Origin of the sequence: Pseudomonas psychrophila HA-4 (assembly GCF_000282975.1) — a bacterium.
GTDB classification, from domain to species: Bacteria; Pseudomonadota; Gammaproteobacteria; order Pseudomonadales; family Pseudomonadaceae; genus Aquipseudomonas; species Aquipseudomonas psychrophila_A.
In genome coordinates this window covers 12,058-34,633 of sequence record NZ_ALJC01000121.1, presented here as the reverse complement: position 1 = coordinate 34,633, position 22,576 = coordinate 12,058, and the positions used below count along the sequence as shown (strand labels likewise).

Genomic DNA, 22,576 nt, shown 5'->3' with positions numbered 1-22,576 from the left:
GGCATGGAAGTCACGGTCAAGGCCGGCGCCCATGTGGTGTTGTCTGCCGGGGCCTGTATCTCGCTGATGGCCGGCGGCCAATACCTGCTTGTGAGTGCGGCCGGGATCTACGTCAGCTCACCGATCTTGCTCGGCGGCGTGCCGATACCGGGGACGGCGGCGTTGCCTTTAGTCCCCAACGGGCTTAGCGAATTAACCAGCTCAGGCGTGTTAACCCAGCCCAAGACCTTGGAGAGAGCCAGCCTAGAAAAAAGGCTGGTGCACACCGAAAAAACGCCGCGTTTGAGCATCAATGTCCGCCCTTTACCCAACGTTCCCGGTTATGAAAATGAGCCTTATCGATTGTTGGCCGAGGCCGTACAGGTCCAGGAAGGATTGGCCGGACCTGACGGGTTAATTGTTTTTGTCCCCGTTCCCAACTGCGTGACGTACACCGTCGAACTCGCCAATGGCCATGTTTTCAGCTTGCAAAGCGAGAACTCCTCAGTTGATTCAGCGGCCCATGAGCATTTGGCACAACAAGGTCACCGCGCCTACGAAGCCCATTCACTTGTGCACAAACCTAATGCCTCGCCTCTCGATCATCGAGCGCAAGCCTCAAAACCCGGCTCAAATGCTGAGGAATCTATCGCATGAAAGACCTTTACAGCCCAGAGACGATCACCTTTGATCCACGCTTTACTGGCACGCTCAACCTGACCCTGGACTGGTTTGCCAATAAATCGTTTTATCCGCCCCGCGCAGGTGTCACGGTCGAGCCTTTGGTGAATGGTCAAGCTGCATTTGGCGCTGTGAATGACGCGATTGACAACGCCCAGCACAGTGTCGACGTGATCACCTGGGGCTTTGACCCGGCCATGCGCCTCAAGCGCCCCGAGGGGTTGCGGGTCGGCGAATTACTGGCAGCCAAAGGCAAGCAAGGGGTCAAGGTACGCGTGCTGGTGTGGCGAAACCTGATTGCCAACTTTGTCGAAAATACCTTGCCCGGCGCGGGGCTCGGCGGCTCAGGAGGCACGGCGATGGGGTCAGGAATACTCAAGGGCGATGCGGCTGAAAACCAGATACTTCTGCTGGATCAACGGCGTACTCAAAACCGCATAGACATGCGTGGATTGCGTCAGGACTTACTCGAAGCACAGCATTACCAGAAAATAAACTCACGCAGCTACGATCCCGTATTCGTCGCAAAAGCCAATAATCGCCTGCTCGCACTTGAGGCTGAAAACGCCGAAATCGAGCGTCTCTCAAAACAGGCCGAGAGTGCCCAGGGTTACAACAAACTTTCGGGCTCAGGCGGCACACAACAAGATCCCTGGGGCCAGATTTATACTCGCGACTGGTTTAAAGACGTCAACAGCGCCCGTATGGTCAACGTTGAATTCAGGACTCGCGACTTCGATGGCAAGGCCAAACACGTGATGGCGGGCGATCAACGCCGAATCGTCCGTGGCCGTCTCGACTTTCTCTACGATTTGCTGGCCGCCGAGGGCATTACCGATTTAGGCGTTGGCCAGATGGCGCTATTGACCCTGTTCGCCAGTCATCATCAAAAAATGGTCTTGGTCGACTACGGCACACCGCAGGCTATCGGCTTTGTCATGGGTCACAACTTGCATCGTAACTATTGGGACACCGACGCCCATTTGTTTGACGACCGCAGTGCTGGCCGCGACTTGGGTTTTGGCCCTTGGCAAGACATCTCGATGAAGGTCAATGGTCCGGTACTCACCGACCTGAGCCAAAACTTCTCTCAAGCCTGGGACCTGGAAAAGCCTTGGTACAACCGCTGGTTTGGTTACGAATCGCTGCAAGTCGAGCGCAACACACTGCCCGTTCCTAATGTTGCAACACGCGGTGCCCACAGCGTGGCACAGGTCTGCCGCACCCAACCGCAAGACAAAGAAACCTCGATTTTGGAGCACTACCTCAAAGCCATCGGCAACGCCACCGACTACGTGTACATGGAAAATCAATATTTCCGTTATCCGGACTTTGCCAAACGCTTGGGTGACATTGCCAAAACTCGAAAAGCCCGCGGCGTGCCGGGCGACCTGCACCTGTTTGTCGTCACCAACACCCCAGACTCAAAAACAGCGTCTGTTACCACCTACGAGATGCTTCAAGCACTGGGGCAAGAACAGTTGATGCCGCAAGTGCAGCGCGACTTGTCCGAAAGTTTGAGCGAATATCACGCGCAACTCGATGAACTGAACAATCACAGTGGCGCGTATTCATCACCGTTCGCGAGCCTCAATCGGCTTAAAAGCATTGAGCGGCTAAACGCTAAAATTCAGGCCCTGCGCGACCAAGGTATAACCACTCACGTTGAAGAACGCATGCGCGGCATACAACCGGATTACATCCCAGGATTGGCTGAGTACATCGACGAAAATGATGATAAACCCTACCACCGTAACGATATTCCCGGCCTGAAAGTCGTCATTGCAACCCTCTCCACCAGTGACCCAGCGCCTGGAAGCCCGCCACCTATACGCCTGTCCCCAGAGGCCGAAGCCATACTCAACGCGCCTAGATTAAAAGCCCGCTACAAGCACATTTATGTCCACTCAAAACTGCTGCTGGTGGATGACGTTTACACATTACTTAGCTCCGCCAATATCAACATCCGCAGCATGCACAGTGATTTAGAGCTGGGCATTGCGCAGCCAAATCCGGAATTGGCGAAATCGCTGAGGGAGAAGCTGCGGGGGATGCATGTTGGAGAGGTTAAAGCTTCAACTATTGAGAATTACAAACACTGGAATGAACAGATGGACAATAACTGGCGAGCACAAGTTTCAGGTGAGTCCTTGATGTGCCATTTACTTCGTTTTTGGGATGTTGTCACACCCTATAGTCCTAACCTTACGGTAGATTAATTTTTATCTTTAGGTGTGGTTGTATTTTCCTCTTATTGTTTTTTGGAGCCTCTCTGATGGCTGAAACTCGAAAATTTATATGCGTGCATGAAAAAAAATATTTTCCAGTACTTGATTCTGTTGCCGACGCATTTTATCGAGAAGCAGTAAAGCTAGCTAAGCCAGATACCTTAAGGCCTTGGTACCATATTGTTGAGTTGTATGAAAAAGCAATTGAACGTAACCACTGGAAGGCTATGCATAACCTTGCTGCGCTTTACCGCACGGGTTGGCCAGGCGGTGTCGAAAAAGATACTAAAAGAACTATTGATCTTTATCAGCGCATGATTGATCTTAATATTCCTCAAGGTTTTTACAATATGGGAGCCATGATAGGTAACAGCGCGGGTATTACTAATCCGGCAACGGATGGCCTCACTTTTTTGGATAAGGCTGCGCGCATGGGCAATCCACCGGCGCTCACGCAGTTAGGTAAACTCTATATTTATGTTGGGAAAAAAGAAGAGCTTGGGTTGCAATATATTCGCTGTGCGGCAGAACAGGGTTATGGCCAAGCCAATTATGAACTTGCCGCTTATTACCGGATAGTTGATAAAAACTTCCCGATTGCACTGCAGTATTATCAGCTTGCCCTTTCTCAAGGGCATGAAGGTGCCGCGTTTACGATGAAAGAAATCTTTGTTAAAAGCACGCCTCCACATATGGCTCTGTGGTATACCCCTGAAGACTCCCTGAGCCGACTATACAACGACTTTTACCAACAACTATTAATAGACCCCGATTTACGCTTCCCCGCACTCATGAAGGACCACCCACTTCCTCCCCATCCCACCCAAGGCTATGACGCAGACAGGCCCGATTGGAAGCCTGATCATTAGTATGAAAAACACTATTGCTTTATTAATCAATTTTCCGACTTGAGTATGAACTTAACTAGGGTAATCCCTGAGCGTTTATAGTCGTAACACTATGAGAGAGCTCCATGCAGACTAATTTTTTGTTTTATGTGATCTATGCAGTAATGGCCGTAATAGCAAATTTGTTTCTTCCTGGGTCGACGTTATTGGGTATTGCAGTAGTCTCGGCATTGACTGTGTTTGTGCCGATTGCGCTTGTGGGGCACAACCAAAAGCAGCTCAGGTCTATTCGTCAGAATTGGGCCTCTTCTCTTGGCTGCTCTTTAATTCTTGGGGTTTTGTACGCCGTGTTATATGCCGCAAAAGTGTACATGTTTACTATTGCGCTCAGCATCACCGGGTCGCCTTACAACGTGCCCGCAGTGGATTTTGAGCGCATATTCCTGTTGATTTTAGGCACTACAACTATTGCTAATACCTGCGTTTTCTTTGCCTATGACGGTTTTAAATACATGAAACGTCAAAGAACACAGGCTAAAAGCATTACGGATACCACTACCGCTGTGCTGGATACCAAACCTGATGCTTCAACTCAGTCAGACGCGTAGAGCATCTGTGTTGATGCCATGTTGTTGAAACCGCCCCAGACTCCCTTAGTCGTCGTCGAGGTTATGTGCTCGATGACTAGCCGTGGAAGTTGGCGCAGGCTGCAGTCTTTGAAAACCTAATAAATCGCAGCCTGCTCCAGCTCCAACGCGCTTGGGGCGTATGTCGCTTCAAATCGACAAATGCAACACGCGCTCTTCTTGCTTGGGCTCCAACGCGCTGCGTTTGTTGACTTTTAATTCCCCCAGGTTAATCAGCAAGGTGCGGGTCACGTTACGGCTCAGCCCCAGCAGTTTGGCGGTGTGTACCTGGTTGTGGTGGCAGAAGCGATAGGCCGCCCGCAACAGGCTACGTTCGACGTTTTCATGCAGGTTGTCGGACTGGCTTTCGAACAACTGCTGAAACGCATGCTCCAGTAATTCTTCGGCGCTTTGATCGCTGTTGGGGAGGTTGTCCTGGCGAGCAATGCGCAGGTTGGACATGCGCAGGTCATCACTCTGGATCACGCCGTCACGGCAGATGAGCAGGGTGTGGTGGATGACATTTTCAAGTTCGCGGATGTTACCCGGCCAAGTGGAGTCGGCGAGTTTTTGTTTCGCTTCGGGGCTCAATACCACGTCGCCGTAACCCAGTCGTCGGCTGTAGGTGTCGATGAAGTAACGCGTCAACGGCAGGATGTCGCCAGGCCGTTCGCGCAGGGGGGTGAGTTCGAGGTTGACCACACTTAAGCGGTAGAACAGATCTTCGCGAAAGTGCCCTGCGTTGATGGCTTTTTCCAGTTGCACATTGGTCGCTGCCAGCACTCGTACGTTGATGGGAATGCTTTTTCGTGACCCCAGACGCACCACTTCGCGCTCTTGCAGAACCCGCAGTAATTTGACTTGGATTGGCATGGGCAGATCGCCGATTTCATCAAGGAACAACGTCCCTCCATTCGCCTCTTCGAACCATCCAGCCTTGGCGCCCAAGGCACCGGTGAAAGCGCCTTTTTCATGGCCGAAGAGTTCGGACTCCACCAGCGACTCTGAAAACGCGCCGCAGTTAACCGCCAGGAATGGCTGGTTTTTGCGCGCGCTGAGGTTATGGATGTGGCGCGCGATCAGTTCTTTGCCGGTACCCGTCTCACCAATAATCAGCACGCTGGCATCACTGGGAGCTATTTGTTGCAAGTGTTGGAGCAAGGCTTTGGATTTTGGGTCTTCAAAGACTTGCGCAGTCGCCCGGATCGAGGTGGCCAGGGCGGGAGAGGGCGGTAGGGTTAGAAGTTGCATGTCGGTCCCTATGAATAGAATGTCGGGATGGGGGACGCGCCGTTGAGTGCCCAATCGCCCAGTTCCTGGAGCTTGTAATCCAGAGGGTCATGCAGGCTCTGCGTGCGCAAATTGCGCCAGTGCCTGTCGAGTGCCACACAGGTTTGCGTCGCGCGTGCGCCCGTGACATCGAAGACCTTGCTACACAGCTCCAGGCCGTTGCGGCTGGCGGCGACTTTGGCGGTGGCGATGGCGATGGCCACTTCGCCGCGCTCCTCGCGGGTCAACGCAGAACCTTTGGCCCATGCGGTATCCAACACCACGCCTGCACGCTCAACGAGCAAGCGAGTGCTTTGCAGGGCCACCCAGAAGTCGCCGTAGTGGCCCAGGATGTACGGGTCTTGTGTGTTATGCGTGGCCTTGGATTTGAACCAGGGCCGGGTTTCTTCCAGGGTGTAGCGGCGCGCTTCTGCAAAGGCACCTTCGGCAATCCCGAGAAAGATATTGGCAAAATGCAGCTGGGCAATCAGCGGACGCAGGCAGGCAAAAGGCGTGCTCAAGGGGCCGGGATCCAGCAGCAGGTCCGACTCTTCTACGCGAACACGTTGAAAGGTCACGCTGCCGCTGTCAGTTTGACGCTGGCCCATGTTGTGCCAGTCGTTGTGCAAGGTTATGCCGGAACGGGCGCTAGGAATCGCAGCAATCAGCAGCTTGCCACCGGCGCTTTCGTCGATAGCAGAGGCAATCAGCATTTCTGAATCGCTGGCGCCTGAGCAGAAGCTTTTCTTGCCGGAAAATTCGCGCCAACCATCGTGGTCCTTGACCACGGTACGGGTGTCCAGCGGGTTGAGGGTGTTGCCCCAAAACCAGTTTTTGTTGGCCGTGAGTTTGAACCACGTCTGCCATTGCGACGGTTTAGCGAATAGACGCACTGTGGCCAGCATCAGGTGATGAAAGCCAAAGACATGGGCGATTGAACTGTCGACCCGGGCAAACTCGCGCACCACTTCGAAGGTCTCGGACCACGTGGCATTCAGGCCGTCAAACTGGCCTGGAATGCTCATGGCCAACAGACCGCTGTCGCGTAACAGATTACGTTCATGCTTGGGCGTACCGCCTTTGGCGTCACGCTCAACGGCGGTTAGGGCGAACTCGACTGCCAGCTCTCGGGCAATGTCCAGCGGCGCCTTCCTGGCATTTAGTACTGTGACAGTCACGTATGTTCACCTCATTTGAATGTCGCTCCCCCAACGTCATGTCGGGAGGGGTTGCCAGTCGTCGGCTGTTCACTTCATTTGGCGGTGATAACCGACAGTTTGGTGATACCCGCCCGTTCAATCGAGGCCATAGCCCGTGCGACTTCGCCGTAGTTCACCCCGTTGTCCGCCTGCAATTGCACACGCACTTCGGGGTCTTTGGCCTTGGCGGCTTGCAGGTTGAACTCCAGTAGGCCCGGCTCAACTTCATCTTTGTTGATGAACACTTTGCCCTTGTCGTCGATGCTCACCACCAGCGGATCTTTTTGCTCCACGGGGGCGACCGACTCAGTCTTGGGCAGGTTGATCGGGATGGCGTTGGTCAGCAGGGGCGCGGTGACGATAAACACCACCAGCAGCACCAGCATCACGTCCACCAGTGGCGTGACGTTAATTTCACTCAGCACTTCATCGCTGTCTTGGGTTGAAAAGGCCATCTCAAGACGCCTCCTTTACTTTTGCCGCAGGGGCGGCTGACTTGTTAAGCACCGGGTGCAGGTGAACCCGGAAGGCACTCTTTTGGGCCAGGCTGTAGAAGTCGTGGGCGAAGTCATCAAGGTCAGCGGCGGTCAATTTCAGACGGCGCAAGAAGTAGTTGTAAACCAGTACCGCTGGCACCGCGACGGCGATCCCGACACCGGTTGCAACCAGCGCGGCGCCAATCGGGCCTGCGACTGTTTCAAGGCTGGCTGAACCCGCTGCACTGATGCCTTTTAAGGCCGACATGATGCCCCACACTGTGCCAAACAGGCCGATGAAGGGCGAGGTGCTGCCGATACTGGCGAGGATGGCCAAACCGGTTTCGAGCGAGCGACGCTCACGCACGATTTGCTGGCGCAAGGAGCGCTCAAGTCGGTCTTGATGGTTGATGGTGTGGGCCAGGTCTGTGGCTTGCGGCGCTTCGGTGACTTGAATCGCGGCATAACCAGACTGCGCTACGCGCGCAGCAGCCCCGGGGGCGGCGTTGGCCAGTTCGGCGGCGGAGTCGAGGCTGGTCGCGGCCCAGAACTGCTTGAGAAAGCGCCGGTCCTGGCTTTTCAGTCGACTGAACTGCACGCCTTTCAGCAGGAACAGGCCCCACGTGGCGACCGAGAAAATAATCAACAGCCAGATGACGGCGTGTTCAATGGATTCGAAGGGGGATGCAATAAGGTTCATGGTTCAGGCTCTCTAAATTAGGGCATCAAAAACGGTTAGAGCGATGCGCCTTTTGTCAGGTAGCCCGCGGTGCAACTAAGGGGGTGTCGGCTTATTTAATTTTGAAGTCGATGGGTACGCTGACCCAGCCATCAATCGGGTCGTTGCCTTGTTTGGCCGGCACAAAACTCCAGCGTTTAACGGCATCTTTGGCGGCGCTGTCGAGTTGGTCGCGACCGCTGCTTTTCTGAATCTGGATTTCTCCAGGTTTGCCGCTGGCTAGTACATGTACCCTCAGCAGCACGGTGCCTTCCCAGCCCCTGCGCATGGCGAGTGATGGGTATTCAGGTGCCGGGTTGTGCAAGTAACCAGCGTTGGCAGACGCTGGGGTTATCGGTGCAGGCGCGGGTGGCGCAGCAGGTGCAGGTGTGGCAACCGGCTGTGGTGGTGCTGGCGGTTGCTCAACAGGTTTAACCACAGGTTTCGGAACAGGCTTGACCACCGGTTTGGGTTTTGGCTTTGGGATCGGTTTGGGTGGCGGTTTTACGGCCAGCTCGTCTTCCACGGGCGGCGGCGGTTCGACCACAGGCGCAACAATGGGCTCGGGTGGCGGAGGCTGGACCACAGGCGGTGCCGGCTGGGAAAACTCGATGGTCATCGGTGGAACTTCCGGCGGCACTATTGGTAGCACAAGCGTCGGGTTCTGACTGATCCAGTAAATCACCACACCGTGTAACGCCAGTGCGAAAACCCCCAGCAATACCGCTTCACGGCGGCTCAGGATGCGCTTGGGCGTACTCTGTAGGCGTGACAATGACAGTGGGCCGCGAAAAGTGCGTCCAAGATCAAGCAACTCGCCGCCGGGGCCCTGACGCCAGAGTACATCCAGCGCGCTGGCAGTTTGGACATTGGCCATTAATAACTCCTGGCTTTTAGCAAAAGAGAGCCGTATTCGTGATCAATACGCTCCACTGGTTTCATCTACTTGCCGAAGAAAACAGGCACGCCAGAAAGTTAGAGCAAGAGCCATACCAACTATTAAGAGCCCCTAAAAACTGGGCTGTTTGGTTATTTATTAAACGTAAAATTGTGGCGGAGACAACGCTTTGCCTAACCGCTGTTGCTGGAGCAACAGTGAACGATTGATGCTGTTTATATCAGCTCTATCTCGCGCGTCTTGATGATGGGTGGGTGACATTAATGCATATGCATTAATCAAATTGTTATAAGTAAAATTAAACTTAGTTCGGCTGTTTAAATACAAACAGCCCCTTAACAAACTGTTCGATACACACAATATGTTTGCTGTTAAAAGCCAGTATTCAGCTGTTATTTTGCTGGCATGAACCCTGCAAAAGTGAGTATGAGAGCGCGACTATACGAATAGATGCTCCACCCACTTATCGGCAGGAGCATTAATTGATGTGGAACACATTAGACAGACGCCCACTGGCGACAGCCTCCAGCATGGGGATTCTTCTGATGGTGGTTCAAGCCACCGCTGTTGCCGCAGAGGCTAAAGATCCAACGCTGGCCACCGTGGTGGTGACGGGAGCCGAAGCCAGCGAGGCGCAAAAGGCCCAGAAGGAACTAAAGAAAGTGGCGGGTAATACCGCCGTGGTCGACAACCGCGACATTGAGCGCGGCCGTGCCGCCAATGCCGAGGACGTGCTGGCACTGCAACCTGGTGTTTTTGCACAGGCGACTAGCGGTTCCAGCGCTAACAAAATTTCGATCCGTGGTTCGGGTCTCAATACCTTCTACCAAGGCTATGTGCTGGGGATTAAGTTTTTGTATGACGGCCTGCCGCTGACAGGTCCGGGAGGCACGCAGGAAGACATGCTCGACATGGCGTCGGTGGATCACACGGAAGTGCTTTATGGTGCCAACGCTTACCGCTATTCAGCACTGTCGTTGGGGGGCGCGATCAATTTTGTGAGCAAGACCGGTCGCACCGATCCCGGTAATTACGCACGTTTTGAAGCCGGCAGTTACGGGTATCAAAAGGAGCAACTGAGCACCGGTGGCGTGGTCGGCGATGCTGATTACTACGTCAGTGTGTTGCACAACCAGCGCGATGGTTATCAAGACGACACGTCCAACAAAGGGCAGGGCTTGGTCGCCAATTTTGGTTACGTGTTCAGCCCCAAGCTTGAGACGCGGTTCTTCCTGCGTTATCGCGAAGAAACCCTGACGCAGGGCAATACACTGACCAAGTACCAACTCAAGCATGACCCTACCAGTAACAATGTTCCCTTCGGGCGAAAAAAGAACGGCTCGACCCTGATCGGTAGTAAAACCACTTACACCTTTGACGACAACGCCAAGCTGGAAGTGGGGTTGGGCTACAACAACTACCCCTTGATCAATGGTTGGCGTTATTCGGCGACACCCGGTGACTGGCGCTCCACAGACCTTAACGTGACCCTGCGCTATTTGCGCACCGGCGATACATTTCTCGGCCTGCCCAGTGACAGCAGCGTAACGTTCAGTACTACCCAGGCGTACTTGGCTGACGTGACAGCGCACAGAAGAAGCACGGGTGCCACGGTGCAAAAAACTGACTACACCGGCTCGCGTGACACCGTCTTTTCGTTGGGTAACGAACTGCAACTGGGGGATCGCACTTGGTTGTCCAGTGGCGTGTCGTTAATCAATGTGAAACGCAAAGCACAAATTGAATACACCACGATGGTCAACACCAGCCAGTTCCCCAGTGGTGTCGAGTACACCGAAACCGATATCGCGCCGCGCCTGGGATTGCGCTATCAGTTAACCCCGGACTTTGAACTGTTTGGTAACGTAAGCCGCTCCATTGATCCGCCCGTGACCTGGCAACTGGGCAGCACCAGCGTGCCTTACATTCGTGATGTTAAACCGCAAAAAGCCAACACCGTGGAGCTTGGTATCCGAGGTGGGTACGGCATTTTCGACGGCAGCTTCACGGTCTATCGCTCGTGGGTGCAAAAAGAACTGCTGTCTGTTGTTGTCAGCCAGGCGACAGCGACGCAGGACCAAGTCGTCGCCACGTCCAATGGCAGCCCGACGATTCACCAAGGGATAGAAGCCGGACTCAATGCATTGCTTTGGGAAGGCGCCAATGGTGACACCGTGTCGTTGCGTCAGGCTTATACCTTGAACGACTTCCACTACCGCAACGACTCGACATTCGGGGACAACCAACTGCCTGGCCTGCCACGTCAGGTGTATCAGGCTGAACTGCAATATCGGCAGTCGGGTGGTTTTTACGCGCAAATCAATGCACGCGCTGCTACAAGCTATTACGTCGACTTTGCCAATACCTTGAGTGCGCCGTCGTACACCCTGTGGGGGGCCAAAGTGGGCTACGAAGCGCCCAGTAAAAAATGGGAGGTGTTTGTCGACGCACGTAACTTGACCAACCAGCGCTACGCGACGGCAACCAACACCGCGTATGACGCCAAAGGCAAAGACTCGGCCAACTTCTACCCCGGTGACCCACTCACCGTCACCACCGGCGTGTCATTCCACTTCTAGCGGCTCAGTTGCCCTGATCGTCACTCTCCAGCACATCGTGCTGCGCGTCTAACGCCTCATCTGCTCAGTGCCATGGATGGCAACTCAGAGCCTGATAGGGCAACTGATCCGTATTTTTTCGCTTTATCTGCGTCTGTTATGAGTACAGATCGAGGTGCAAAATGCTTTCCAACCTTTCGAGACAGACAAGAACGCGAGGCTCAAACATCACTCGCGTGTTGTCAGCCGATGTTCTGCACCTGTTTTATTACGAATGTTTGACGGGGTATTGTTATGGGCAAGATGGCATGGTTTTTAGGTGGTTTTTTAGTACTGACCATCGGTATCGGTATTTTGGCGACTATTCCGCCGGGTTGATCAGCGACCTTCATTCAGTAGCGGGCATACCTGCATTGCCCGCTCTGCCAAAGCACTGCGCAGTTGCTGCATCTGCGCGATGCGTTGATCTAGAATTTGCAGCTTCTGAGTAAATATCTGCACCAGCAACGCTTGCGGCTCCTGTGTCGAAGACCACAGCATGGGCAGGTTTTCGCCTATTTCGGCCAATGAAAAGCCCAGTTGCTGCGCCGTCTTGATATACCCCACCAACTGCACCGTCTCGGGTGCGTAGCAGCGATAACCATTGGCGCTGCGGGTTGAGTCAATCAACCCTTTCTCTTCGTAAAAGCGCAAGGCATCCGGACTTGTACCGGTCAGCTTGGCGACTTGCCCGATCTTCATTGTGTTCTCTCATGTGTGTTGACTCTGGACCTAGGTCCAAGGTTTAGGCTGGCTTTTTTGATAGTGAGGGAAGGCAATGATCGACTCAACCACCAACCTTAAAATTGTCCGGGCCAGCGCTTGGTATGACTTAATCGTAACAGCCGGCTTTATGACTCCTTGGACGGCGGCGCTGGTGCTCAGTGTGCTGAGCGCAGTATCTGTCCAACTGGGGCTTGAACGCGGTTTCCCGGCCATGGATGCGACCCAGATGATGCTGGCCAACTTGCTGGGCAGCGTCGTGGTGGTGTGGTCGTTATGGCGTGTACGACATGCCAGCCGGCAGGTGGGTTACTACGATGTTGGTGCCAGAGTGCTGTTTGCGGTCTGGCAGGTGTATGCAGTGAGCCAGGGCGCGAGTTACCTGATTCTGCTGTTTACGGCGATGGAGGTGGTGTTTGGCATTGCGCAGGTACTGCCTGTGCGATCCCGTTGTGATACGGCATGATGGGGGCTTGATTTGAGGGGCCGGGGGCTGTGCCGTTGAACGACCATTTGACTAAAATCGACCTGCCGCCACCGTTGATAGCGGCTATCCAGGACGTCTATCTGCCTGCGGGCTTGCAGTTGACGGGGCGCGCGCAACGCGAAGCCGAGAGTGCCGAGTATGGTGCTGCGCGTCTGGAGTTGGATGGGCAGCAGGTCGTGTTTCGTGTAGCTAAAATCACGCCAATCAAGCTCGGGCAGTTCGTCACACTCTGGAAGCGCACTGCGGGCAGCGCCCCCGCAGCGCTTGATAGTACAGACGCAATTGCCTTTGTCGTGGTCAGCGTGTCTGATGCATCGCACCACGGGCAGTTTGTATTTGATCAGCAAACACTCATCGCCCAAGGTGTGATGTCACTTAACGGCACGGGAGGGAAGTGCGCAATGCGCGTGTACCCGCCCTGGGTCAAACCTGTGGCGAAGCAGGCGATTAAAACCCAGCAGTGGCAGGTTCAGCACTTCGTAGCGTTGGGTGAGGACGCGAGTACTGAACAGATACGCCGACTGTTTCGCGTCTAATCCCCCTAGAGGTGCAAGCTTGTTCGCGATCTTTTTATTTTTTAAAAAAGATCGCAGCCTACAGCAGCGCCCATGGCTTTCTACCGTCCTTACATACCATCGCTTACTCCCCAGGCGATAAGCAGATGTTGCATCTCATCCAGAGCGCTCTGCAGTGGGGCTCGAATCTAAGAGGAAGTGACCATGGACATCAAAATCGCCTGCGTAGCCAGTGTATTTTCCGCCATGAGTGTTTTAACCCTGGGCGATGTAAGTTGATTCTGCGTTATCGGTGAGTTAGTTCTATTTAAGTGTTTGATAGGGGTTTTAAAAGACTGAAAGTGCTTCACTTTTGAACGTATTAATCAAGAGTGAATTACGATGTTAACTCGAGAAATTATGGTGCAGTTGTTTCCCGAAAGCGCACAGTTTGTTGATAGTTACTTACCCTTTCTGAACGCCGTTACTGACAGGTATCAGATTAATGCCCCACGGCGCCAGGCAGCTTTTCTTTCGCAAGTCGGGCACGAGAGCGCCGGTTTTACGATGCTCCTCGAAAACCTTAATTACAGTGCGGATGGTTTAGCAATGACGTGGGGCATGCGTTTCTCCGAGAAAGATTCCAGCGGTAAATACATTCTGGTGAGGGACGGCAGTCGCTTGCGACGTATGCCTAACAGTGACGCGCAATTACTGCACCGAAAGCCTGAAGCGATTGCTAACCGGGTTTACAGCGATCGGCTTGGCAATGGCCCTGAATCATCGGGGGACGGGTGGTTATATCGAGGTCGTGGTTTGATTCAAGTGACCGGCAAGAGCAACTATCGAGCGTGTAGCCTTGCACTGTTTTCTGATGAGCGATTACTCATAACCCCACAGCTGTTGCAAGAATGGCAGTGGGCAGTAGCGAGCGCAGGCTGGTATTGGGCGTCGCGGCGCGTAAATGTACTGGCCGATGGTGATGACTTTGAGCGTGTGACCAAGGCCATCAATGGTGGATTGAATGGGCATGCCCAACGCTTGAAGGTGTATCAAGAGGCGCTGAGCGTATTGGGGTAACATGCCGCGCACATTGCCCCCTTCTCGCAGGAGCCACATCACCGTGATGTTTGAAATAAAACCGCTCAGCCCCGACGTTTATCGTCAGCAAACCCGGCGTAGCACGCTGTATATCGCGCTGCTCTTTGCGATATTGGCAATGCTGATTTCCGGGTTGGCGGTCATGCTGTTGGGTGTTGCGAACGGCGACAACTTTCAGCTCAATCTGGCAGGTGTGCTGGCTGCGTTAGTCATGACCCTTGCGCTGGTGCGATACGTTTTCTGGTCGCAACCCTGGATGGCACCGGCTGTCTATGGATGGCAACTCAAGCGCAGCTTGATGAAGGTCACCAATGTGATGCATTACGTGACGGCGGGGGTGATGGCCGGTGATGCAGCGGCCATGAAGCTGCTGCGTTTTTATCACTTGGGCATTACCCAGATGTACCAACTGGATGCCAATTCCAGTGCGCTGAGCCAAATGGTGCGTGAGATTGATGTACACAAGGCGCGTCTGGAAGCGCTGCACATCGACACTGAACAGACTCGGCTTGATCCAGCTTGGCTTGAGGCGGTGAAACAGTTCACGCCATTGAAGTGACGCCTTGGACGGGCAAGCCAAGCGATTTTCGCTCAGCGAGCCCTTCGGGATGGCTGTTTAGCTTACGACGCGATAGCACGGCACATAGGCCGCACCGCCTGGCAGTTTCATACGGTGTTGTTTGACGAACGCATGCAGAAGTTTATCCAGCGGTTTCATGATTGCAGGGTCACCGTTGATCTCATACGGGCCGTGCTGTTCGATCAGAAGAATACCTTTCTCTTTGACGTTGCCCGAGACGATTCCAGAAAAAGCCTGACGCAAATTGATCGCCAGTTCGTGTGGTGGCAGGTCGCTGCGCAATTGCAGGTTGGCCATGTTGGCGTGCGTCGGGTCAAATGGGCGCTGGAACCCTTCATCGATTTTCAATAGCCAGTTGAAGTGGAACGCGTCATTGCGCTCGCGACGGAATTGTTTGACCGTTTTGAGGCCTTCGGTCATTTGACGCGCCACTTCAGCCGGGTTGTCGATGATGATCTGATAGCGCTTTTGCGCAGTCTCACCCAGCGTTGCGCCGACAAACTCATGCAATTGTTGCAGGTACGCTTCGGCTTCTTTGGGACCGGTCAAAATCACTGGGAAGGGCACGTCAATGTTGTCCGGGTGCATCAGGATCCCGAGCAGATACAAAAACTCTTCAGCGGTGCCAGCACCGCCCGGGAAGATGATGATGCCGTGACCGACACGCACAAACGCTTCGAGACGCTTTTCAATGTCTGGCAATATCACCAGCTCATTAACGATCGGGTTTGGGGCCTCGGCGGCAATAATGCCCGGCTCGGTTAGGCCTAGATAACGGCCGCCGGTAAGACGTTGTTTGGCATGAGAAATGGTCGCCCCTTTCATTGGGCCTTTCATCACGCCAGGGCCGCAGCCAGTGCAGATGTCGAGGCTACGCAGGCCCAGTTCGTGACCGACTTTCTTGGTGTATTTGTATTCTTCGGTGTTGATCGAGTGGCCGCCCCAACACACCACGATCTTGGGTTCTACGCCGGGGCGCAAGGTGCGGGCATTACGCAGCAGGTGGAACACATAGTCGGTGATACCGGCTGAACTGCTCAGGTCAATGCGCGGGCTATCGAGGCCGCTCTGGGTATAAACAATATCGCGCAGGGCGCTGAACAACATCTCTCGGGTGCTGGCGATCATTTCGCCGTCGACAAAGGCATCTGCTGGGGCATTGAGCAGCTCAAGACGTACACCACGGTCTTGCTGATGAATCCGGACGTCGAAATCTTTGTAGGCTTCAAGAATGGTTTTAGCGTTGTCGACATGCGCGCCCGTGTTGAGGATGGCGAGCACGCATTGACGGAACAGTGTGTAACTGCTGCCTGAGCCGACTTCGCTCAGTTGTTGCACTTCACGTTGCGAAAGCGTCTCCAGGCTGCCTTTTGGGCTGACCGAAGCATTGATGACTTGTCTTTGGACCATTGTGGGCTTCCTGTGAGCGGGATCGAAAAATGGCTTGGCGCAGCTCTGTCAGTTTTTATCAGCAATCCGCATCTGCCGAGCGAGAGGTCCCAACTCTTACGTCTTTAGGTTCATTCGATTTAAGCATAGCCGCCTCGGTTGAGGCATGTTGCAGAGCCATCAACCTCACCTTAGCAGCGTTGGTTACAGTAACACTGCTCGCGCATAAGGCTAGGCTCTGTACGAAATGTCTCTGCGCCGAGTTATGCGGGGTTGAAAGACGCACAGGCGCAAACGAGGGCAAAAGGCTCTCACGCAGCGGTCGGCTTTGCAGGGTTTTTAATTGAGGATTTCGACTGCCCGGCACGAGCAGTCGAAAAGCCGGACAGGTCGTTGTCCGGGGGGGGGCAGGTTTAAACCGTCACGGAAGCTGAGGCGGCCAAGTGGTTATTGGACAGAGCTTCCTGAAGTTTTTGCTCTTGCTCAGGCGACAGAGAGGTGCGCAGAACCTTGCCTCTGAAGTCTGATTCTTCAAGCTCTTTCAAGACTTTTTCCGGCTGGAATTTGCGCAGCAGTACAAACAGTGCGGAAGAGTCATTGGGGATTGTCTCACTCAACTTCTTGATGAAGTCATCGTCGATCCCATAGTCGCTCAACGAACCAGACAGCGCGCCGGTACCAGCGCCCAAGGCGCCGCCAATGGCAAAACCTGCCAGCGGGTTGAGAAACAGCAAGCCGACCAATGCGCCCCAAAGGCCGCCAGTGACCAGGCCCGAAGTGGCCCCGATTGCGGTGAGATTGACGCTTTGTTTGATATGGATCTTGCCTTCGGCGTTGCGCACAACAATGACCGCATCTTCCAGTTCAACCAAATGTTCTTTGCTGAGCGAAACCATTTTGGTGAGGGCGCGATCGGCTTTCTCGGTGTCTGAAAATCCCACTACGATTAGATCGGACATGTCTTTCATTCCTTGACGGTACAGGTCCAGCCCTGAAAGGGCTGACATTAGGAGGAGTCTCTCAAGTCGTCACAACGTATAAACGCCTTGGCCCGCAGTGATTCAGGTGGATTGAGTCTTCTGCGAGGATAGAGCGTGGCCGTAAACCTTGAGATGTCAAGTTAACAGGAAATATCTATCGGCAATCACAGGGGGGTAGCTGGGGGAGGGGTAGGTACCGGCAAGTCTATAGTTTGAATTGTGGAGGGCTGGCTACGCAGCCCTGACACTCACTCCAAGGGCTGATACCTCGGAGATTTACGGTTGAGCGTTTTTGTCGGCTGCAGTCAGGCCCGCTTGGATGCGTTGATAGATCTCTTCACGGTGGACAGCAACATCTTTCGGCGCATTGATGCCGATTCTGACCTGCTGGCCGCTGACTCCCAAAATAGTGATCGTAATATCGTCACCGATGTTTATGCTTTCACCAACTTTACGGGTGAGTATCAGCATTTTTTGCTCCTTGATGGCTTTGTAAGGCACGTCTCTGAGACGGTGCGGCTTCGGTCATGGCTACAGAATACTGCTAAGAGCATATAAATGCGCCGCTCATTACAGACGTCACTGCCAGATGTAAAATTCCCTGCACGCGGGAAACTCTCGCAGATGAACCTAAAATAGGGGCGGATTGGATTTGTTCAAGGAGAGCAAAGGCCGCTGCCTCAGTGATAAAATCGACCCACTCAAATAGATAGGGGAAACGCAGTGCGTAAAGTCATCGTGATGACAGCAATATTGGCCTTGACGGCTTGCGGTCAGGAGTCTAACGATAAAATCGAGCGGGCTAAAGCTGCTTCTGAATCAACGGTGGTCCAGGTACCGGTTGCTCATTGGGCGCTGGAGCTCACTGAAGGCCAAAGAGCCACGATTACTGACACCACGGGCAGGCTTCTTGACAACGGTTTTGTCACTTACATTTTAGAAAAAGATGGCGTGCAGCATTTTTTGATCGGGCCATTTGCGACTGAAGCCAAAGCCAAAGAGGCTCAGGACCAGATCAAGTTAAAACCTAAACTCGAAGGCATTGAAACCAATGTGATCGAGCTGCCACCGTCACCTTAATCCGCCAGTACGTCGTTTGGTTGCTAAGCGTAGCGCGATATTAGCGTTACGCGATGTTTGGCAGATAAAAGTTTGTTCTCGTGAGACAGGTGCGATTCAGGTGTAAAAGACGTGTTTGAAACGATGTGATGCCCTGATTACGTGCGTATTAACACCGACGCAGTCTATAACGTGGGCATCCATGTTCTCTAAGGCGGTCCGTAGGGTGTGACCAGCCCCAAGGCTGTTGCTTTGATCAAGGCTGAGGCGCGGGTTGACACGCCAAATTTGAGGCGAATATTAGCGAAATGGAAATTGACCCCTGATTCGGTGCATTTGAGGATCAAGGCAATTTCCCACGAGGTTTTCCCCATCGCACCCCAAGCGAGTACCTCTTTTTCTTTTGGTGTGAGTTTGATGGCGCTGTCACTGTTCTCTTGATGCTCTGCGGGTCTCATACGGCGTGCTATTGGTTCACTGGTTGTTGAGTAAGACTGATGCATGGCAGGGCACTCCCATAGATCAAAAAAAGCGTAGCTGGCCGTAGGAAATATCCTTGTAAGAAAGAAAGGATAATCCGTAGGATTTTTCTCTGGCGTGAGTGTTGTTATAAACCGTTCCGTTCTCGTTGGAACCTGTCAGAAATAACAGGGCAGGTACTTTTCAGACGACACACAATCCAAAATAAATCATCTTATTGCCACGGCCCTTACCTGCTATTCAATTGAATGGCATGCATTGATCAGGGCAAGCACATACCAGGTCATACACCGACGAATCGCGATGCTGAGGGCACGACGCAATGAGTAATCACAAGATCGAAATTCGTCGCAGCAACGTCGATAAAATCCTGCTTGGCGCTGAAAAGGTTTTTGCCGAAAAAGGATTTGCTGGCGCCGCGATGGCCGATATCGCCGCAGAAGTTGAATTGCCGCGCTCCAATTTGCACTACTACTTCAGCACCAAAACCGAGCTCTACAACGCAGTGTTGTTGGGCTTGCTTGAGGTGTGGAAGCAGGATGCGCTGTGCTTTGAAACCTATGACGATCCGCGGCTGGTGCTCAGCAGTTATATACGGGCCAAAATGACCCACTCGCGGACACGGCCTTATGGCTCGAAAGTGTGGGCAGATGAAATCATCCACGGCGCCCCGATGCTGGGGCTGAGGCTGGATGCAAGCCTGTATGACTGGGCGAAAATGAAAGAAGCCAAAATCCGCCAGTGGGTAGCAGACAAACGGATTTTGGCGGTCGAACCGTCCAGCGTGCTGTACATGATCTGGGCCTCGACTCAGCATTACGCGGACTTTGACCATCAGGTAAATATTCTGAACGAGCACCAGCCTCTGTCGGACATTCAGTTCGAGCGTGCGGTACACAGTGTTACTAGTATCATCCTGCGGGGGATCGGCCTGGAGCCGTGAGCCTGCTCCTGGCTGCACAGCTCTGAGTGGTGGGCTAAACCTTTGTGGGAGCAGCCGGTCGAGGCTCGATTGTCTCGCGATCATTTGATCTTTAACAGATCGCAGCCCGCGCCAGCTCTCTCGGCGTAAATGCTACGAAGCTACGTGGTACGGGTTACGCGGATCATGGTTCCAGTCCAAAAATGGCTTGCCAGTGCTTTGCGGCACCATCTCGATACAGTCCTCGACCGGGCAGGTGATCTGACACAGATTGCAACCCACGCACTCGTCATCAATCACTTCATAACGATGGGTTCCGTCAGCCAACTTCAAGCTGGCAATCGCCTGGTGAGAGGTGTCTTCGCAGGCAATATGGCAGCGACCACAGCCAATGCATGCTTGCTGATCGATCTTGGCAATAACTTGGTAGTTTATATCCAGATATTTCCAGTCCGTGGTATTGCCCACCGCACGCCCCGAAAACTCCTCCAGACTCGAATACCCTTGGCTGTCCATCCAACGCGACAAGCCGTCTTTCATTTCGTCAACGATCCGAAATCCGTGCAGCATGGCGGCTGTGCAGACTTGCACTGCGCCACACCCTAGCGCGATGAATTCGGCCGCGTCGCGCCAACTGCCAATGCCGCCAATCCCACAAATCGGCAAGCCTTGGGTCTGAGGATCGCGGGCAATTTCGGCCACCATATTCAGCGCTATCGGCTTGACTGCCGAGCCGCAGTAACCGCCATGGGTGCTCTGCGTTCCCACCATGGGCAACGCGACCATGCGCTCAAGGTCGACGCTGGTGATCGAGTTGATGGTGTTGATCAGCGACACCGCATCCGCGCCGCCGCGATAAGCCGCACGGGCGCTAAGGCGCACATCGGTGATGTTGGGTGTGAGTTTGACAATCACCGGCAGCGAGCAATAGGTCTTGCACCAGCGCGTGACCATTTCCACGTATTCGGGCACCTGGCCAACCGCCGCACCCATACCGCGCTCCGGCATGCCGTGGGGGCAGCCAAAATTGAGCTCGATGCCATCAGCGCCCGTGGCCTCGACCAGCGGCAAAATGTATTTCCAGGCCTGTTCTTCGCACGGCACCATCAGCGACACAATCAGCGCCCGGTCCGGCCAGTCCTTTTTGACTTGGGTAATTTCACGCAAGTTGATTTCAAGCGAACGGTCAGTAATCAGCTCGATATTGTTGATACCCATGACTTCGCGGTTAGGCCCGAAATGCGCCGAATAGCGCGAGGACACGTTGACCGCTGCAGGGTCTTCTCCTAGGGTTTTCCAGACCACGCCGCCCCAGCCCGCTTCATAGGCACGGACCACGTTGTAGGCTTTGTCGGTGGGCGGCGCGGAGGCCAGCCAAAAAGGGTTAGGGGCTTTGATACCGGCGAAATTAATCGAGAGATCGGCCATTTACGCAGCCTCCTGGTTAAGCATGAGTTGGGCATGAATGGCCTCTGCGGCCAGCTTGCCGTGCTGCACAGCTTGTACGGTGAGGTCTTGCCCGAGCGAGGTGCAGTCGCCTCCGGCATACACCCCCGGCACGCTGGTGCGCAGTTGCTCGTCGACCGCAATGCGATCGCCTGTGCGTTGCAGTGAGTGCGCCAGTGGATCGCTCAGCGCCGATTCATCAAAGGTTTGGCCGATGGCCTTGAACACAGCATCGGCGGCCACTTCAAAGGTTTCGCCGGTTTTGACTAAACGCCCGTCCTCGAGTTTGGTGCGGGCAAAGCGCATGCCGCGGACTTGGCCCTGTTCATCCAACAATACTTCGTCGGGTTGTGCCCATGTCATCAGGCGTACCTGATTGGCCTTGGCAATGTCTTGCTCGTGCTCAGTGGCACCCATGTCTTGCAACCCACGGCGGTACACCAAGTTCACCTCGCGGGCGCCAAGACGGGCCATTTGTACCGCCATGTCGATCGCCGTGTTGCCCGCGCCCAGCACAATGCAGCGCTCGGCCAAGGGCAGTTGGGTCAAGTCGTCGCTTTGGCGCAGCTCGCGGATGTAGTCAGTGGCGGCCAGCACGCCGGGGGCGTCTTCGTGAGGCAGCCCCAGTTGCCGACTGGCCGCCAGGCCGATGGCCAGAAAAACAGAATCAAACTGCTGGTGCAGTTCACTCAGGTTCAGGTTGTCGCCCAAGCGCTGCCCATGACGCACCTCGATGCCGCCGATCTGCAACACGAAGTCGACTTCGCGCTGGGCGAAATCGTCCACCAGTTTGTATTTGGCAATCCCGTATTCATTAAGTCCGCCGGATTTATCCCGCGCTTCGAAAATCACCACCTCATGCCCGTGCACGGCCAGTCGATGGGCACATGCCAGTCCGGCGGGGCCCGCACCCACCACGGCAATACGTTTGCCAGTGGGGGCCGCCCGCTTGAACGGGTGCTCACTGAACTGCGCGTGGTCGATAGCGTAACGCTGCAAGAGGCCGATCAACACCGGGGCGCACTCTTGCGCGTTGTTGCGCACACATGCTTGCTGGCACAGCACTTCGGTCGGGCACACTCGGGCGCAACTGCCGCCGAGGATATTGGCCGAGAGAATTTTCTGTGCTGCACCTTGCACGTTTTCCTGCTGGATATTGCGAATAAACGACGGGATATCGATGTCACTGGGGCACGCATTCACGCAAGGTGCGTCGTAGCAATATAAGCAGCGCGAGCTTTCCAGTTCGGCCTGGCGTGCGGTCAGGGGGGGGGCCAGATCGGTGAAATGACTGGCCAGCACCAGGGCATTTTCATGGGGATGCGGTAAATGATTCAGGGACTTGATCACAGTAATTGCCTCACGGTTGTGGGAAGCGTTCTGCCTCTAACGGGCA

At 54.2% G+C, this 22,576-nt stretch carries 22 protein-coding genes and 1 pseudogene; 11 read left to right on the top strand and 12 right to left on the bottom strand.

Annotated elements, in window-relative coordinates; genetic code table 11:
• From B347_RS0121150 to B347_RS0121135, 4 genes and pseudogenes are all read left to right on the top strand, one after another.
• Positions 1 to 636, top strand: a pseudogene (locus tag B347_RS0121150) (hypothetical protein); the annotation flags it as partial.
• The gene (locus B347_RS0121145) at positions 633 to 2,879 is read left to right on the top strand and encodes a phospholipase D-like domain-containing protein (RefSeq protein ID WP_019411695.1); all 2,247 of its coding nucleotides are present in this window, start codon (positions 633 to 635) and stop codon (positions 2,877 to 2,879) included. The pseudogene B347_RS0121150 and the gene B347_RS0121145, both read left to right, overlap by 4 nt.
• A gap of 56 nt (positions 2,880 to 2,935) precedes the next feature.
• On the top strand, positions 2,936 to 3,757 hold the full coding sequence (locus tag B347_RS0121140; RefSeq protein ID WP_019411694.1) for a tetratricopeptide repeat protein: 822 nt from the start codon (positions 2,936 to 2,938) through the stop codon (positions 3,755 to 3,757).
• A gap of 104 nt (positions 3,758 to 3,861) precedes the next feature.
• Complete coding sequence (locus tag B347_RS0121135) at positions 3,862 to 4,344, top strand: hypothetical protein (protein WP_019411693.1); 483 nt, start codon at positions 3,862 to 3,864, stop codon at positions 4,342 to 4,344.
• A 168-nt stretch (positions 4,345 to 4,512) separates the two neighbouring features.
• Here the strand turns inward: B347_RS0121135 and B347_RS0121130 are convergent, their stop codons facing one another.
• From B347_RS0121130 to B347_RS0121110, 5 genes are all read right to left on the bottom strand, one after another.
• On the bottom strand, positions 4,513 to 5,613 hold the full coding sequence (locus tag B347_RS0121130; RefSeq protein WP_019411692.1) for a sigma-54 interaction domain-containing protein: 1,101 nt from the start codon (positions 5,611 to 5,613) through the stop codon (positions 4,513 to 4,515).
• Positions 5,614 to 5,621: 8 nt separating this feature from the next.
• A complete protein-coding gene (locus B347_RS0121125) occupies positions 5,622 to 6,809 on the bottom strand; it encodes an acyl-CoA dehydrogenase family protein (protein WP_019411691.1) in 1,188 nt (395 codons plus the stop codon).
• A gap of 74 nt (positions 6,810 to 6,883) precedes the next feature.
• Entirely contained in the window at positions 6,884 to 7,285 is a 402-nt protein-coding gene (locus B347_RS0121120) for an ExbD/TolR family protein (protein WP_019411690.1), read from the bottom strand.
• A gap of 1 nt (position 7,286) precedes the next feature.
• The gene (locus tag B347_RS0121115) at positions 7,287 to 8,006 is read right to left on the bottom strand and encodes a MotA/TolQ/ExbB proton channel family protein (RefSeq protein ID WP_019411689.1); all 720 of its coding nucleotides are present in this window, start codon (positions 8,004 to 8,006) and stop codon (positions 7,287 to 7,289) included.
• A 91-nt stretch (positions 8,007 to 8,097) separates the two neighbouring features.
• Complete coding sequence (locus B347_RS0121110) at positions 8,098 to 8,901, bottom strand: energy transducer TonB (protein WP_019411688.1); 804 nt, start codon at positions 8,899 to 8,901, stop codon at positions 8,098 to 8,100.
• Between the two features lie 506 nt (positions 8,902 to 9,407).
• Between B347_RS0121110 and B347_RS0121105 the strand changes: the two genes are divergently transcribed.
• Complete coding sequence (locus B347_RS0121105) at positions 9,408 to 11,501, top strand: TonB-dependent receptor family protein (RefSeq protein WP_019411687.1); 2,094 nt, start codon at positions 9,408 to 9,410, stop codon at positions 11,499 to 11,501.
• 357 nt (positions 11,502 to 11,858) lie between these two features.
• Here B347_RS0121105 and B347_RS0121100 read toward each other — a convergent pair whose 3' ends face one another.
• Positions 11,859 to 12,221 carry a MerR family transcriptional regulator gene (locus B347_RS0121100; protein ID WP_019411686.1) on the bottom strand — a complete coding sequence of 121 codons (363 nt, stop codon included), beginning with the start codon at positions 12,219 to 12,221 and terminating at the stop codon, positions 11,859 to 11,861.
• 76 nt (positions 12,222 to 12,297) lie between these two features.
• Here B347_RS0121100 and B347_RS0121095 point away from each other — a divergent pair, with 76 nt between their 5' ends.
• The 4 genes from B347_RS0121095 (at position 12,298) to B347_RS0121080 (ending at position 14,883) form a co-directional block, all read left to right on the top strand.
• Positions 12,298 to 12,708: a hypothetical protein gene (locus B347_RS0121095; RefSeq protein WP_019411685.1), complete on the top strand. Its 411-nt coding sequence runs from the start codon at positions 12,298 to 12,300 to the stop codon at positions 12,706 to 12,708.
• 29 nt (positions 12,709 to 12,737) lie between these two features.
• A complete protein-coding gene (locus B347_RS0121090) occupies positions 12,738 to 13,265 on the top strand; it encodes a MepB family protein (protein ID WP_019411684.1) in 528 nt (175 codons plus the stop codon).
• Between the two features lie 525 nt (positions 13,266 to 13,790).
• Positions 13,791 to 14,303, top strand: coding sequence for a glycoside hydrolase family 19 protein (locus tag B347_RS0121085; protein ID WP_237719151.1), 513 nt, complete (start codon positions 13,791 to 13,793; stop codon positions 14,301 to 14,303).
• A 46-nt stretch (positions 14,304 to 14,349) separates the two neighbouring features.
• Positions 14,350 to 14,883, top strand: coding sequence for a DUF3087 family protein (locus tag B347_RS0121080; RefSeq protein WP_019411682.1), 534 nt, complete (start codon positions 14,350 to 14,352; stop codon positions 14,881 to 14,883).
• 57 nt (positions 14,884 to 14,940) lie between these two features.
• On the opposite strand, the gene ppnN is transcribed toward B347_RS0121080, so the two are convergent.
• The 3 genes from ppnN to csrA form a co-directional block, all read right to left on the bottom strand.
• On the bottom strand, positions 14,941 to 16,314 hold the full coding sequence (ppnN, locus tag B347_RS0121075; RefSeq protein ID WP_019411681.1) for a nucleotide 5'-monophosphate nucleosidase PpnN: 1,374 nt from the start codon (positions 16,312 to 16,314) through the stop codon (positions 14,941 to 14,943).
• 392 nt (positions 16,315 to 16,706) lie between these two features.
• Positions 16,707 to 17,252, bottom strand: coding sequence for a DUF1269 domain-containing protein (locus tag B347_RS0121070; RefSeq protein ID WP_019411680.1), 546 nt, complete (start codon positions 17,250 to 17,252; stop codon positions 16,707 to 16,709).
• Between the two features lie 297 nt (positions 17,253 to 17,549).
• Positions 17,550 to 17,744: a carbon storage regulator CsrA gene (gene csrA / locus B347_RS0121065; RefSeq protein WP_019411679.1), complete on the bottom strand. Its 195-nt coding sequence runs from the start codon at positions 17,742 to 17,744 to the stop codon at positions 17,550 to 17,552.
• Positions 17,745 to 17,996: 252 nt separating this feature from the next.
• Between csrA and B347_RS0121060 the strand changes: the two genes are divergently transcribed.
• Positions 17,997 to 18,353 carry an SPOR domain-containing protein gene (locus B347_RS0121060; protein WP_019411678.1) on the top strand — a complete coding sequence of 119 codons (357 nt, stop codon included), beginning with the start codon at positions 17,997 to 17,999 and terminating at the stop codon, positions 18,351 to 18,353.
• Between the two features lie 188 nt (positions 18,354 to 18,541).
• Here the strand turns inward: B347_RS0121060 and B347_RS0121055 are convergent, their stop codons facing one another.
• On the bottom strand, positions 18,542 to 18,835 hold the full coding sequence (locus tag B347_RS0121055) for a helix-turn-helix domain-containing protein (protein WP_026014326.1): 294 nt from the start codon (positions 18,833 to 18,835) through the stop codon (positions 18,542 to 18,544).
• Between the two features lie 299 nt (positions 18,836 to 19,134).
• Here B347_RS0121055 and B347_RS0121050 point away from each other — a divergent pair, with 299 nt between their 5' ends.
• Entirely contained in the window at positions 19,135 to 19,755 is a 621-nt protein-coding gene (locus tag B347_RS0121050; protein WP_019411676.1) for a TetR family transcriptional regulator C-terminal domain-containing protein, read from the top strand.
• A gap of 132 nt (positions 19,756 to 19,887) precedes the next feature.
• Here the strand turns inward: B347_RS0121050 and preA are convergent, their stop codons facing one another.
• Together preA and B347_RS0121040 are read right to left on the bottom strand one after the other, a co-directional pair.
• Positions 19,888 to 21,162, bottom strand: coding sequence for an NAD-dependent dihydropyrimidine dehydrogenase subunit PreA (gene preA, locus B347_RS0121045; RefSeq protein WP_019411675.1), 1,275 nt, complete (start codon positions 21,160 to 21,162; stop codon positions 19,888 to 19,890).
• A complete protein-coding gene (locus tag B347_RS0121040; protein ID WP_019411674.1) occupies positions 21,163 to 22,530 on the bottom strand; it encodes an NAD(P)-dependent oxidoreductase in 1,368 nt (455 codons plus the stop codon).
• Positions 22,531 to 22,576 lie beyond the last annotated feature (46 nt).

Coding starts and splice junctions, on each gene's coding strand:
- B347_RS0121100 (WP_019411686.1), bottom strand. CDS start 12,221: ATGAAGATCGGGCAAGTCGCCAAGCTGACCGGTACAAGTCCGGATGCC.
- B347_RS0121085 (WP_237719151.1), top strand. CDS start 13,791: ATGCTCCTCGAAAACCTTAATTACAGTGCGGATGGTTTAGCAATGACG.
- B347_RS0121115 (WP_019411689.1), bottom strand. CDS start 8,006: ATGAACCTTATTGCATCCCCCTTCGAATCCATTGAACACGCCGTCATC.
- B347_RS0121135 (WP_019411693.1), top strand. CDS start 3,862: ATGCAGACTAATTTTTTGTTTTATGTGATCTATGCAGTAATGGCCGTA.
- B347_RS0121080 (WP_019411682.1), top strand. CDS start 14,350: ATGTTTGAAATAAAACCGCTCAGCCCCGACGTTTATCGTCAGCAAACC.
- B347_RS0121070 (WP_019411680.1), bottom strand. CDS start 17,252: ATGTCCGATCTAATCGTAGTGGGATTTTCAGACACCGAGAAAGCCGAT.
- B347_RS0121145 (WP_019411695.1), top strand. CDS start 633: ATGAAAGACCTTTACAGCCCAGAGACGATCACCTTTGATCCACGCTTT.
- preA (WP_019411675.1), bottom strand. CDS start 21,162: ATGGCCGATCTCTCGATTAATTTCGCCGGTATCAAAGCCCCTAACCCT.
- B347_RS0121055 (WP_026014326.1), bottom strand. CDS start 18,835: ATGCATCAGTCTTACTCAACAACCAGTGAACCAATAGCACGCCGTATG.
- B347_RS0121105 (WP_019411687.1), top strand. CDS start 9,408: ATGTGGAACACATTAGACAGACGCCCACTGGCGACAGCCTCCAGCATG.
- ppnN (WP_019411681.1), bottom strand. CDS start 16,314: ATGGTCCAAAGACAAGTCATCAATGCTTCGGTCAGCCCAAAAGGCAGC.
- csrA (WP_019411679.1), bottom strand. CDS start 17,744: ATGCTGATACTCACCCGTAAAGTTGGTGAAAGCATAAACATCGGTGAC.
- B347_RS0121130 (WP_019411692.1), bottom strand. CDS start 5,613: ATGCAACTTCTAACCCTACCGCCCTCTCCCGCCCTGGCCACCTCGATC.
- B347_RS0121120 (WP_019411690.1), bottom strand. CDS start 7,285: ATGGCCTTTTCAACCCAAGACAGCGATGAAGTGCTGAGTGAAATTAAC.
- B347_RS0121140 (WP_019411694.1), top strand. CDS start 2,936: ATGGCTGAAACTCGAAAATTTATATGCGTGCATGAAAAAAAATATTTT.
- B347_RS0121050 (WP_019411676.1), top strand. CDS start 19,135: ATGAGTAATCACAAGATCGAAATTCGTCGCAGCAACGTCGATAAAATC.
- B347_RS0121110 (WP_019411688.1), bottom strand. CDS start 8,901: ATGGCCAATGTCCAAACTGCCAGCGCGCTGGATGTACTCTGGCGTCAG.
- B347_RS0121095 (WP_019411685.1), top strand. CDS start 12,298: ATGATCGACTCAACCACCAACCTTAAAATTGTCCGGGCCAGCGCTTGG.